Source organism: Clostridium simiarum (genome assembly GCF_018919175.1).
GTDB classification, from domain to species: domain Bacteria; phylum Bacillota; class Clostridia; order Clostridiales; family Clostridiaceae; genus Clostridium_L; species Clostridium_L simiarum.
Genome location: NZ_JAHLQL010000002.1, coordinates 93,356 through 107,164 on the forward strand (window position 1 = coordinate 93,356; position 13,809 = coordinate 107,164).

A 13,809-nucleotide genomic window follows, 5' to 3' on the forward strand; every position below is an offset into this window, starting at 1 on the left:
TAATATAATTTAGTCAGGAGAAAATATGAAAAAAGGTATTGCTGCCTCAAGAGGATATGCTATTGGTCATGTTATTATTAAGGAAGATGTTGATATAACAATAACTGATGCTAAGGTAGAAAATGTAGAAAGTGAAAAAAATAGATTAGATAAAGCTTTAGAAATATCTAAAAATCAAATAGAAAAAGTAAAAGAAAAAGCTCTTAAAAATATGGGAGAGGATAAGGCTGCTGTTTTTGAAAGTCATATCATGCTACTAGAGGACCCAGAATTTATAGGGGCTATTGAAATGGAGATAACAAATAACAATACTAATGCAGAGAAAGCAGTAAAGGATATTTCAGATTCATTTCTTGCTATATTTGAATCCATGGAAGATGAATATATGAGAGAAAGAGCTGCAGACGTAAAAGACGTTTCAAATAGGATTTTATTAAACCTATTAGGTAAGATGAGTGGTATTGAGATTACAGAAAATAATACAATACTAGTTGCTCATGACTTAACCCCATCTGACACAGCTCAGTTAGATAAAGAAAAAGTTATTGCATTCTTAACTAATATAGGAGGAAGAACTTCTCATAGTGCTATAATGGCTAGAACTCTTGAAATACCAGCCATAGTAGGGATGAATGATATAACCTCATCTGTTAAAAATGGAGATTTACTTATAGTAGATGGAATAGAAGGAAACGTAATAGTAAATCCTGATGATGAAACTATTAAGTTATATGAAAGAAAAGTTGAAGAGTATAAAGAAGAAGTAGAAGGATTAAAAAGACTTATAGAAGTAAAAACATGTACAAAGTCTGGAAAGAGAATAGATGTAGCAGGAAATATAGGGAAATCAGAAGATGTACATAAGGTTATAGAAAATGGTGCCGATGGTATTGGGCTATTCAGAACAGAGTTTTTATATATGGATAGAGATAATCTTCCAACAGAAGAAGAACAGTTTGAATCTTATAAATATGTTTTAGAAAAGATGGAAGGTAAGCCTGTAGTTATAAGAACTTTAGATATTGGAGGAGATAAGAAATTATCCTATCTTCCATTGCCAGAAGAAATGAATCCTTTCTTAGGCTATAGAGCTATAAGATTATGTTTAGATAGAATAGATATATTTAAAGTTCAATTAAGAGCTTTATTAAGAGCTTCAGTATTTGGTAACTTAAAGGTAATGTTCCCTATGATAGCTTCTTTAGATGAATTTTTAAAGGCTAAAGCAGTTGTAGATGAATGTAAAGCAGAACTTAAGTCAGAAGGAAAAGAATACAGTGAAGAAATAGAATGGGGAATAATGGTAGAAATACCTGCAGCAGCAGTATGTGCAGATGAACTTGCAAAGTATGTAGATTTCTTCTCTATAGGAACTAATGATCTTATACAATATACATTAGCTGCTGATAGAATGAGTGAAAAGGTATCTTATTTATATAACCCTATGCACCCAGCAGTATTAAGTTTAATAAAGATGACTATAGATGGAGCACATAACCATGGTAAGTGGTGCGGTATGTGTGGAGAAATGGCAGGGGATGAAACTGCTATTCCAACTTTAGTAAGCTATGGTTTAGATGAATTTTCAATGAGTGCATCATCTATATTAAGAGCTAAGCAAATCATAATAAACCAAGATTAATTATATTGCACACCCTTAAAATTCAAATAAATAAGACCATTTAAAAAAATCACAGGATTAACCTGTGATTTTTTGTTATAATATAAATTAAATATGTAACTACACCTTAAAAATTACGTATATAGATATGAATAGAAATAGATGCATCCATTATAACATGATGGAGGAGCGTGTTGGTTTTGGATGAGGATTTGAAACTTATAAAAGAGATTCTTAACGGTAATGTAGACAGTTTTAATATAATAGTAAATAAATATCAATCTCTTATATTAAAATTTATATATAACATGATTAAAGATAAAGAAGCAGCAGAAGATATAACTCAGGAGGTTTTTATAACTGTCTATAATAAGTTATACATGTATAATTCTAAATACAAATTTTCAAACTGGATTTTACAAATAGCTAGAAACAAGTGTATAGACTACATAAGAAAGTACAAAAGAGTATATGAGGCGAATATTGAAGAAGTTATAGGGCTAGCATCTAAGGAACCTTCTCCAGAACAAAAACTGGAGTTTAAAGAATTAAAAACAAATGTAGAAAGATTTATTAATGATTTAGGGGATATTGATAAGCAAATATTAATACTGAGATATGCGGAAGAACTAACATTTTTAGATATTGCAGAAATTATGAACATGAGTGAGTCTGCAGTAAAAAGGAGATATTATAAATCTAGAGATAAATTTAAAGCCTTTTTTATTGATAAAATAGAAGAAGTAAAAGGGGTGTAGTAATTGTATGAATTGTAATACTTTTAAAAAGAAGATGGAGGATTATCTAGAAGATAATCTACAAAATGATATGAAAAAGGCCATGGATGATCATATTAGTAAATGTAATAGCTGTAAGAGGATTTGTGAAAGAGAGAACTATATAGAAGATGTGTTAAAAAGCACATTAGATATAGACCCTGCCATGTTTACAAGTCCTAGGGGAGACATAATGGCATCTATAGATAAGACTAGATATTCTAAGAGTTTTACCAAAAAAATAAAATTTCACTTTTTTAGAAATAATAAAAGGTATGCTATGGCGGCAACTTTAGCTTTTATGATATCTATTTCTGCTATTTATATTAAAAGAGGTATACTTAATGATTTAAATAGTAATTTTAAAATTGCTACCAATTCAGAAGAGAATTTAAACAAAAATAATCAGTCAACTAAAAGAATAGTGACTAAGCCTCAAGAGGAAAAAAATGATATAAACATGTCGGATAAAGCAATAAAGGTTAAAACTAAGGTTAATGGAGATGAATATATATATATAAAAGAAAATATATCTCCCATATTGGAAATGAAAGATAATTATGTACCTTCTTTTACCAAAGAAAATTTAAATTATGACTATAATCCTAAATCTGCAACACCTTGGAAGAGTTCAAAGGAAAGACAAATGGCTGTTTGTATAGAAGGAAAAGGGGAAGATGGGTTAGAAGAAGGTATAGGTCATATCATAGTACAGGATAACAAAGAAAATAGCACTTGGAAATTGTCTGTAAATAATAAGGATGGAAAACAAAATAGTCCACTATATATAGAATGGGGTCAAGATAAAAATTTATTTGTTATAGTTGGTCAGGGGTACGGTACAATACCATCAAGAAAAAGTGTATATTCTGTAAATATAGATAATATGAAAACTAACTTAGTGTATGATACAGATAGCGTTAAGAAACAGGTGTCATCTATAAAGAATAATAAAGATAATTTAGAATTAAAATTAATAGTGTTTAATGATGAGACGCTAAATGAGTATCATGAAGAAAAAAGAGTTGTAAATTATAAAGATGTAACGGGCTTCAGAACAGAAGAGGTAAACCCCTTATATGAATTTGCTAAAAATATAAAGGATAACAATCATGAAAAGGCAATAAACCTATTTGATGAAAACTTCAAACAGGAGTATAAAAGTTATATTGGGGATATTCAAGCTATAAGTAGTATGAATATAGAAAAAATCATAGATATAACAGATGCATCATTAGCCAAAGATAAACCATATGACATAAAAGTATATGGAGTCATGGCAAACTATAAAATAAATGACAAAATGTCCACTAGTCTAAAAAGTTCAACCTATTATCAAAGGTTTGTACTAATTAAATATAAAGAGGACACAAATTGGAGCATAGTTCAAATACTAACTCCACCACAAAACTAACACCTTAATACAATAGTACTACAACTCTATGTTTAATTGGTTACAAATTTGTTAAAAGTTTAATATTACAGTAATTTGTAAAAACTACTCTACTTAGGAGTAGTTTTTTATTTCTTTGTAAAATATGTTTAAAAAAGATTATATAAGCACTATAATAGACTAAGGTAAATGACTATAAAGTTATTATGAAAACATAAAGAAAAGGTGGCTCTATATGGACAAAACTTCAAAAAAAATATATGCAAAGGCTATGAAGCTTTATCAAAATGGATATATAGATAAGGCTTTGGAGGTTTGTGAAAAAGGTATATCAGAGGATTTAAAAAATGCTCCTATAATAAATCTTAAGGGTATGCTACTTTATATAAAAGGAGATCTTAGAGGTGCTATATCCTTATGGCAAATAAATAAAGATGTAAGTAATGATTTAGTAGCTAAAAAGTATGTTGATGATTCAATAGCAGATAAGGAAAGAGAAATTTTATATAAAAAAGCTTTAAAACTTTTAAAAGAATTAAAAATATCTGAAGCTATAGATGTACTAAATCAGTGCGAAAAAAGCTCCTTTAATAGCATAAACGTTTATAATGCTTTAAGCTTATGTTACATAAAAAAAGGAGATTACGAAAAATCTTTAGAGTATGTTGAGAAATCTCTTTCTATAGATAAAAAAAATCCTTCAGCTTTACAAAATAAGAAGATTCTTAGGGAATATGGTGCTACTAAGAAAGAAATACCTTATAAGGGTATTGCCCTTTGCTTAATTTCTATAGTAGCTTTAGCCCTTTTTACATTAGGTATTAAGAATTATATATATCCTATTTCAAAAAATAAGATTCAACAGGTTATTTTAGATTATAAAAATGGAAAAAATGAAGAGAATATAAATAAAGAGGAAAATCAAATAAAAGATACAAATGCTGTAGAAGTACTTAAAGTAAATGAGGAAGAAGAACAAAAGGAAGAAAATCCTAAAGAAAACCCCATGGAATTTCCTAGTGAAGAATTTAAGATGGCCATAGAAAATAAAGACTTTGAAAAGATTTATAGTTTATCTATGACATGGAGAGAGAGTAATTTAACCCTAAATGAAAAGAACGTATTTGCCAAAGGAGAGAGCCTTATGGTAGAAGAAGGCATAGACTATTTTTATAAGCTAGGTGGAAGTTATTTGGCAAGTAATGATAATAAAAACGCACAGGATAGCTTTTTAAAGGCATACAGCTATTCGAAAAATAGTTATTTAAACCCACACATAATATATTCTTTGGCCACTAATTATGAGAAAGAAGGAAATGTGGAAGAAGCTATAAAATATTATGAGGAATACATGAAGCTTTATAGTGAACAAAATTATGCAGATTTAGTACTCTATAATATGGTTATGATATATAAAAATGTAGAAAAGGAAAAAGCAAAAGAATGTGCCATTAGGCTAAGAGATAAGTATCCAAAATCTATATACTATAATTCAAATATTAAAGAAATATTAAAGGATTAATAGGAGGTGTGCCCTTAGGGCAAGTATGATTACTATAATAAAAAATATAGAAGTTTATGCACCAGAGTATTTAGGCAAAAAAGATATAGTATTAGCTGGAGATAGCATTGAGGACATAAAAGATGATATAGAGATTCCTAAGGAATTCCTTGATATCAAAGTAATAGATGGAAGTGGTAAGATACTATTTCCAGGATTTATAGATGCCCATGTACATCTTATAGGAGGCGGCGGAGAGGGAGGATTTAAAACGAGGACTCCTGAAATACAGCTCTCTGAATTAATTGAAGGTGGCATAACCACAGTAATAGGATGCTTAGGTACTGATGGAGTTTGTAGAGATATGAGAGCCTTACTTGCAAAAGCTAAAGGGTTAGAAGAAGAGGGAATTACAACTTTCATATATACAGGATCTTATGAAATACCTGTAAAAACTATAACAGGAAATATAAAAGAAGATATAATGCTTATAGATAAAATAATAGGTGTAGGGGAGGTAGCTCTTTCTGATCATAGATCTTCTCAACCTACTTATGAAGAATTTATAAGATTAAGCTCTCACGCTAGGGTAGCTGGGATACTGTCAGGAAAAGCTGGTATAGTGCATATACATCTAGGTGATGGTGAGAGAGGAATGAGTTACTTAGAAAAAGTAATAAAAGACACAGAGATACCCATAAAACAATTTGTGCCAACTCATGTTAATAGAAGCATAGGACTCTTTAATGAAGCAGTTAAATTTGCAGAAAAGGGAGGGTATGTGGATATCACTACAAGCTCAGATCCTAATTTTTTAGAAAAAGATGAGGTTAAGGCTAGTAAAGGGCTAAAAATGTTTTTAGAAAGAGGTATTGCTGTTGAACAGATAACTTTATCTTCAGATGCTCAAGGAAGCCTACCTATATTTAATGAAAGGCGAGAACTTGTAGGTCTTGGAGTTGGCTCTGTTAAAACTCTTTATAGAGAAGTTAGAGATGCTATTACTGAAGATGGGGTAAAAATAGAAGATGCAATTAAAACTATAACCTCTAATGTAGCTGATGCTTTAAAGCTAAATAAAAAAGGCAGGGTAGCTAAGGCTATGGATGCTGATTTAGTCATGGTAAACTCTTCAGATTTGAATATAAGTAATGTAATTTATAAAGGTAGAGAAGTTTTTAGTGAGGGTAAATTGCTATTAAAAGGAACCTTTGAGAAGCAGTAAGAATATAATTAATTCTATCATGCTATAGGTGAGTTGATGAATTAATAAATGTTGACTATTATATTTATATGTAATAAAATATAATTTATGATATACCCATAAGGGGTATGAAATAGGGAGGTATTATTTATGATAAAAGAAATAATGGACTCAAGCTTTTTAGAAGAAGTTGAAAAGCAAGAAGGTGTTGTGGTAGTGGAATTTTGGGCAGCATGGTGTGGACCTTGTAAAATGTTAGCTCCAGTAGTAGAAGAGTTATCTAATGAAATTCCAGGGGTTAAGTTTGGAAAGGTAAATGTAGATAATAATCCACAAATTTCACAAAACTTCAGAATAGCAAGCATTCCGACAATAATGGTTTTTAAAGATGGAAATGTAATAGATACTATGGTTGGATTTAGACCAAAAGCTGAATTAGAAAACATGATAAAAAAACGTATTTAAATTTATTTCCTCTAATAAAGGAGGGTTTTTGTGAAAAGATATGATATAGCTATTATAGGTAGTGGACCAGCAGGTTTATCCGCTGCCATAAATTCAAAAATAAGAAATAAAGACATAATAGTATTTGGATATAAAGATTTTAGTAGTAAGCTTGTGAAAGCACCTAAGATAAATAATTATTTGGGATTCCATGATATAAGTGGAATAGAGCTTAAAGAAAAATTTGAAGATCATATTAATGCCATGAATGTAGAGCTTACTTATGAAAGAGTTAATAATATATATGCCATGGGTGACTATTTTTCAATAATGGTAAATGAAACAATGTATGAAGCAAAAGCTGTTATAATTACAACTGGAATAGAGTATACAAAACCATTAAAGGGCGAAGAAGAATTTTTAGGTAGAGGAGTAGGATATTGCGCTACCTGTGATGCTCCTTTATATAGAGATAAAGTAGTTACTGTAATAGGCTATAATAAAGAGGCAGAAGAAGAAGCTAACTATGTGAGTGAACTAGCTTCTAAACTTTATTATGTACCTATGTATAAAGATCACTATGATTTAAGAGAAAATATAGAAGTAGTAAATGAGAAGCCAGTAGATATTGTAGGAGATGATAGGGTTCAAAAACTTATCATGACTTCTAGAGAGATAGAGACTCAGGGAGTTTTTGTTTTAAAGGATAGTATATCTCCTGCACAATTAGTTCCAGGACTTTTAATGGAAGATGGACATATTAAGGTAGATAGGACTATGAAGACCAACATAGAAGGGTGCTTTGCAGCTGGAGATTGTATTGGAAAGCCTTATCAATATATTAAAGCTGCTGGAGAAGGGTTAATAGCAGCTTTAAGTGCTGTAAGTTATTTAGATTCTAAAAAATAATAGTTAGCTTTATTATGAAATAAAAAGCTTCCCAAAGAATTTTCTATGGGAAGCTTTTTAAATGTGTAATCCTCGATTCTAATGAACCATGAAGAATACATGATTTCCTATGGTTTTCACATTGGTTTTATCTATATTTTTCATCCAATTAGATGTGGCTATCTTTGGGTTATAAAAATACACAGCATTATTTGTAGGGTCATTTCCTTTTATTGCATCCATAACTGCATTATAGCAGCTAGTATCTGGATCTTCATACACTGTATTATTTCTAACACAGGAAAAAGCGTTTTTTTGTATTATAACTTCCTTTACTGTCTTAGGAAAGCTAGGATGGGCTACACGATTTAATATGACAGAAGCCACCGCTACCTTACCTTCATAAGGTTCACCCTTACTTTCAGCAGAGACTATTTTAGACATGAGCTCCACGTCATCTTTTGTAATAAATAATTTTTGGTTGTTAAAGCTTAAGACCTCCACCACTTCACTAGTTTCTTTGTAAAGTTCTATGGAAGTGTTATCACTTACAGTAACTTCATTATCACAGGTAATGTACATACCTTCATTATCCATAGAATTATTTTTTATATTAATTTTTTTGAAAGCTATTTCAGGTTTTTCAACCATATCTCCATTGGCATATACTTTTAGCTCAGAGTCTCCCATAAAGATGAAAACCATCAGGAAAACAAAAACCAAGTAACACCTTTTCATAAAAAACCTCCTTTGGTTAACTGTGTTATTGGTATTGTTCCCCATTATAAAAATTTAATTCACTTATTAAAACTTATTTCATCGGAAAAATTCTTAAAAATACTATTAAATCTCTCTAAATCATTATTTAAGTCCTCAATCTTACTACTAAGCTCCTCATTTACTAAAGAGAGTACATTTTTATCTACACTATTGTTATTGAAAACTTGCTTTTCATTATTTACACTTCTTTTAAGCTCCTTTGCATAAAGGTTATAGCTATTTAATACATCATTAAAGGCTTTATAACTTTCAATGGCGTTAGGAGGAATTTTAAGGGAATTAAACTCTTTTCTTAAATCCTCAAACACTTTATATTCCCTTTCAATCTCGCTTTGAAGAACTTCATAGGCATATTCACCATTTCTACATTTTTCAATAAAATTTGATTTATCTATTTTTATATTTAAAAATCTTTCAGATATAGAAGCTAAGGATCTTTTAAAGTCTGTATTATGGTCGTTTTTAATGTCCATATCTCTTTTTAACTTAATAGCATTATTAAAAGATAAATAAGAGTTATTTATATATTCTATAGTGGATTTAGGAAAATTATCTTTTGATTGGTTAAAATTACACTTCAAGTACTCTTCTATACAAATTCTTTTATATTCATCTATATTTTTAAGAGAATCATTAAAGTCTTTTGAATTAGAGTTTTCTAAGAGTATTTTTATTTGCTCATAAAAAAGGATATTGTTATGTAGACCATTTAAAATATTATCCTTATTATGGGAAGCTTTTAGATCTAATTCTTTAAGATTTTTTTCAGTTAACTTTAACTTATCTACATAAATACTCATATCGTTATTATTTATAGTTTCATCTTTTGTATGAAAGACTGCAGAAATACTTTTGTTATAAGAATTTATTTCATCTAGAATTTTTTCTAAGGGTGGGGAAGTTGATTTAGGTTTTTTTACTTTCCAATATTTAAAAGTAACAAAACATAGGATTATAAATAAAATTATTAAGAGAGTTTTTACTGTAAAATCAAAAAGTCTGTTTTTTGTTTCATTATCCATATTTATCACCTCATGTATATTTCTTAATTATCATAAAGATTATTTTAAAACTAATGTGAATTTTATTAAGGTTTTATATAATCTATTTTTTAAATGTAAATAATTCTGTATAATAATGATATATAAATTTTAGTTTTATAGTTATATTTATATAGAATACCAACATAATATAGATTGCTGGTATGATTAATATAAAAATTACAAGCCTAATTAAATATACTATTAGTTAATGTATAAAATTACTAAAAATTTTAGTAACTTAGATATTAAAATTAAATAAAAAATTTATGCTACTATACTATAAATATGATTAATGGTGTATAATTATAGGTAAGAGTTAAAGTTAGAGGTGAGAGGCAGTGGATTTGACAAGTATAATAAATACTGTGAAAAATATATCCCCTTTTTCAATTTTAGATATATTAGTAGTGTCTTATATCTTCTATAAGGGATATATGCTTATGAAGGAAACTAGGGCAGAACAATTATTAAAAGGTATATTATTTATATTAATTTTAATACCTATAAGCTATTTACTTCAATTAACTATGGTCTATACCATATTGAGTAAGACTATAACTATTGGAGTTTTATCTATTATAATTATTTTCCAACCAGAGATAAGAAGAGCTTTAGAACATTTGGGAAGAACTGCCTTTAATGATAGACATATACTATTGGAAGATGAAAAGGTCATGGAAGAGATTATAACTGAGCTTGTAAATGCAGTAGAGAACTTAGCAGAAAGTAAAACAGGAGCTCTTATTGCTATAGAACAAACTACAGGACTAAATGATGTAATTGCTAATGGAACCAAAATAGATGCAATAGTAACTTCGGCTTTACTTGAAAATATCTTTGTTGTTAATACACCACTTCATGATGGTGCCACTATAATAAGAAATAGTCGAATTGCAGCTTCTGGATGTGTTTTACCCTTAACTGCTAAAACTGATATAAATAAAAAACTTGGTACTAGGCATAGAGCAGCTATTGGACTTTCAGAAGTATCGGATGCTTTGATTGTGGTAGTATCTGAAGAGACAGGAACCATTTCTCTTGCTATAAATGGACGACTTACCAGGAACTATGATAAAGATAAATTAAAAGATATACTGATTAAAGTAATGAAGAATAGAAAAGTTAAGGCATCCACCTTAGGAGAGAGGGTGAAGACATGGATAACAAGAAAAACAAAAAGAACCTCTTAATAAAGATAGTATGCTTTATTGTTTCCTTTGGACTTTGGCTTTATATATCTAACGTTGAAAATCCAAGTAGAAGTAATAAGTTATCAGGAGTGCCAGTAGAAATAATAAATGTAGATAGCCTTAAAAATTCTAAACTTACTATATTGCCAGGTCAAGATTTTAAGGTAACTTTAACTATTGATGGACCAGCATCTGAGGTTTATAAAGCTAAACCAGATCAGTTTAAAGTTGTAGCGGATTTAAGTGATTATGCAGTAAAAAAAGGGAGCAATCTTATTCCTATTAGCATTGTTCAATATCCAACAGGTATAAATATTAAGAAAAATGAGTCTTTAAGAGTTAATATTGAAATTGATGAGCTAGTTGAGAAAAGTGTACCTATAAAATTAGAATTAGATTCTAGTACAAAACCAGGATATTATTCTTTTGATCCAGTGATTAAACCTGATAGTGCTTTAGTAAGTGGAGCGGCTACCTATGTGAATACTGTTAAATGGGTTATAGCAAAAGGTACAGCAAAGGATCAAGATGCAGATATAAACTTAAGTCTTCCACTTAAAGCGGTAGATGAGATGATGAAGGATGTAAAAGATGTTGATATAAACCCAACTTCAACAGAGGTTTTTGTACCTGTTAGAAAGTCTAAAAATGTAGCCGTTAAAGTTAAGACTAAGGGAGAGAGCAATAAAAATATTATAATAAAATCCATAGAACCTAGCACTGGAAGTATAGAAATTTTAGGAGAAGATAAAGACATTAGTAATATAGATTTTATAGAGACAGAGCCTTTAGATTTAGCAACTGTTACAGGAAATAACGATGTGACTTTAAAGCTCGCCATACCTAAAGGGGCTAAATCTGTTAATGGAAAGGATACTGTATCCGTAAAGATTACAGTAGAAGTGATAAATCAAAATACTCTATCTATACCTATAACCATGACAGGGCTTGGAGAAGGCTTAAAGGCGGAACTTAGTGCTAAAAATGTATCTGTATCTTTAAAAGGACCGGATAGCATATTAGCTCAAATAAGTGAGGCAGATGTTACAGCTACCTTAGATTTAACTAACCTTGGTGAAGGAGAACATAATCTTTCACCAAAAATAGTGGCAAAAGAAGGAACAAGCCTTCAAACTATTACCCCAGAAAAAATAAAAGTTACTATAACAAAAATACCAAGTCAATAAAGATTTAAAGTTAAGAAATAAAGCGTTTCTCAAAGGATTTTTTTGAGAGGCGCTTTTAATTTTTATGTGCTGTGGTAAAATATCTATGAGTTATAAAAATAGTAAAACTTAAATGAAGAGACTAGAATTTTTAATGATAATAAAATGAAAATAGGAGGTGCTTTTTTGGCCATAAGGATAAATAACATAGGATTAAGTATAGATGAAGATATGGAATTATTAGAAAGTAAAGCAGCAAAGAAATTAGGTGTAAGCAACAGGGACTTTATAGATTTTAAAATAATAAAAGAATCTATAGATGCAAGAAAAAAGAATGATATAAGATTTAACTACACTGTAGATGTTACTTTAGAAAATGAAGAAACTTTAATGAAAAAGATAAAGGATAAGGATGTAAGATTAGAAGAAGACTGTGAAATATTAAATATAGCGCTTGGAGAAAAGAAACTTAATAATCCACCAGTAGTAGTTGGAATGGGACCTTCAGGTCTTTTTGCAGCTTTAATTTTAGCCAGATTAGGATATAAGCCTCTTATAATAGAAAGAGGACAGGATGTGGATAAGAGAAGTGAAGCTGTGGATAAATTTTGGGATAGCGGCACGTTAAATATAGAATCTAATGTTCAATTTGGTGAAGGTGGAGCTGGTACTTTTTCTGACGGGAAGTTGACTACAAGGATAAAAGATAAAAGATGTGATTACATATTAAAAGAATTAGTAGATGCTGGAGCTCCTAAAGAAATAATATATAAAGGAAAGCCACATATAGGAACAGATATATTAAAAATTGTAGTAAAGAATATAAGAAAAGAAATAATAAGTTTAGGGGGAAAGGTACTATTTGAACATAAACTTGAAGGTATTAATGCTAAAGAGGGAAAGCTTAAGTCTATTATGGTTAATGGCAATGAAATACCTTGTGAGTCTTTAATTTTAGCTATTGGACACAGTTCTAGAGATACTTATGAAGTTTTAAATAAATCTTCTCTTCTAATGGAGCCTAAGGCTTTTGCTATAGGTGTAAGGGTAGAGCATAAGCAAGAAATTATAAATTATAATCAATATGGAAAATATGCTAATCACCCAAGGCTTAAGGCAGCAGATTATAGATTAGCCTATAACAGTAAAGAGCTTAAAAGGTCAGTATATTCATTTTGTATGTGCCCTGGAGGAGAAGTGGTAGCAGCATCCTCGGAGGAAAACATGCTTGCAGTCAACGGCATGAGCTATTACAAAAGAGATAAGGAAAATGCTAATTCTGCCATAGTGGTTACTGTATCACCAGAGGATTTTGAAGGTTCCCATGTTTTAAGGGGAATGGAATTTCAAAGGCATTACGAAAGATTAGCATACAAGTTAGGTGGTGGTGGATATATAGCTCCAGTGCAACTTATAGAAGATTTTTTAAAGGATAAAAATAGCACAAAAACCTTGGGCGTAGATCCAAGCTATAGACCAGGATATCAGTTTAGAGATTTAAATAAGTGTTTACCTAGCTATGTGTCTGATACAATAAAAGAAGGTATGGTGGATTTTGAGAGAAAGATAAAAGGGTTTGCAGGAAATGGAGCTGTAATGACAGGTATAGAAACAAGAACTTCTGCTCCAATTAAAATAGTTAGAGATGAAAAACTACAAAGCTTATCTATTAAAGGGCTGTATCCAGCAGGAGAAGGAGCAGGTTTTGCAGGAGGCATAATATCAGCAGCAGTAGATGGGCTTAAGGTAGCAGAGGAGTTAATGAAAGAATATGCTCCAATACAATGATTTTTCTGAAAACTT

General features: G+C 30.0%; 12 protein-coding genes. 10 read left to right on the top strand and 2 right to left on the bottom strand.

Translation table 11 applies throughout. From position 1 onward, the window contains the following. The first annotated feature begins 25 nt into the window (after positions 1–25). The 7 genes from ptsP (at position 26) to KQI89_RS08475 (ending at position 7,848) form a co-directional block, all read left to right on the top strand. The gene (gene ptsP, locus KQI89_RS08445; protein WP_216456746.1) at positions 26–1,642 is read left to right on the top strand and encodes a phosphoenolpyruvate--protein phosphotransferase; all 1,617 of its coding nucleotides are present in this window, start codon (positions 26–28) and stop codon (positions 1,640–1,642) included. 173 nt (positions 1,643–1,815) lie between these two features. Beyond that, entirely contained in the window at positions 1,816–2,379 is a 564-nt protein-coding gene (locus KQI89_RS08450; RefSeq protein ID WP_032120449.1) for an RNA polymerase sigma factor, read from the top strand. A gap of 7 nt (positions 2,380–2,386) precedes the next feature. Beyond that, the gene (locus KQI89_RS08455; protein WP_216456747.1) at positions 2,387–3,811 is read left to right on the top strand and encodes a DUF4652 domain-containing protein; all 1,425 of its coding nucleotides are present in this window, start codon (positions 2,387–2,389) and stop codon (positions 3,809–3,811) included. 214 nt (positions 3,812–4,025) lie between these two features. Beyond that, on the top strand, positions 4,026–5,312 hold the full coding sequence (locus KQI89_RS08460; RefSeq protein WP_216456748.1) for a tetratricopeptide repeat protein: 1,287 nt from the start codon (positions 4,026–4,028) through the stop codon (positions 5,310–5,312). A 25-nt stretch (positions 5,313–5,337) separates the two neighbouring features. Then, a complete protein-coding gene (gene iadA / locus KQI89_RS08465) occupies positions 5,338–6,516 on the top strand; it encodes a beta-aspartyl-peptidase (protein ID WP_216456749.1) in 1,179 nt (392 codons plus the stop codon). Positions 6,517–6,645: 129 nt separating this feature from the next. Further along, complete coding sequence (gene trxA / locus KQI89_RS08470) at positions 6,646–6,960, top strand: thioredoxin (RefSeq protein ID WP_216456750.1); 315 nt, start codon at positions 6,646–6,648, stop codon at positions 6,958–6,960. 30 nt (positions 6,961–6,990) lie between these two features. Beyond that, on the top strand, positions 6,991–7,848 hold the full coding sequence (locus KQI89_RS08475) for an NAD(P)/FAD-dependent oxidoreductase (protein WP_216456751.1): 858 nt from the start codon (positions 6,991–6,993) through the stop codon (positions 7,846–7,848). A 78-nt stretch (positions 7,849–7,926) separates the two neighbouring features. Here KQI89_RS08475 and KQI89_RS08480 read toward each other — a convergent pair whose 3' ends face one another. Both KQI89_RS08480 and KQI89_RS08485 read right to left on the bottom strand, forming a co-directional pair. Further along, on the bottom strand, positions 7,927–8,565 hold the full coding sequence (locus tag KQI89_RS08480; protein ID WP_032120455.1) for a cell wall hydrolase: 639 nt from the start codon (positions 8,563–8,565) through the stop codon (positions 7,927–7,929). A 59-nt stretch (positions 8,566–8,624) separates the two neighbouring features. After that, positions 8,625–9,629, bottom strand: coding sequence for a hypothetical protein (locus KQI89_RS08485; RefSeq protein ID WP_216456752.1), 1,005 nt, complete (start codon positions 9,627–9,629; stop codon positions 8,625–8,627). A 359-nt stretch (positions 9,630–9,988) separates the two neighbouring features. Here KQI89_RS08485 and cdaA point away from each other — a divergent pair, with 359 nt between their 5' ends. From cdaA to KQI89_RS08500, 3 genes are all read left to right on the top strand, one after another. Beyond that, positions 9,989–10,840, top strand: a complete 852-nt coding sequence (cdaA, locus tag KQI89_RS08490) for a diadenylate cyclase CdaA (protein ID WP_032120457.1) — start codon at positions 9,989–9,991, stop codon at positions 10,838–10,840. Beyond that, positions 10,807–12,027, top strand: a complete 1,221-nt coding sequence (locus KQI89_RS08495) for a CdaR family protein (protein WP_216456753.1) — start codon at positions 10,807–10,809, stop codon at positions 12,025–12,027. Before cdaA ends, KQI89_RS08495 begins: the two co-directional genes overlap by 34 nt. Positions 12,028–12,192: 165 nt before the next feature. Further along, positions 12,193–13,794, top strand: a complete 1,602-nt coding sequence (locus tag KQI89_RS08500; protein WP_216456754.1) for an NAD(P)/FAD-dependent oxidoreductase — start codon at positions 12,193–12,195, stop codon at positions 13,792–13,794. Positions 13,795–13,809: the final 15 nt, after the last annotated feature.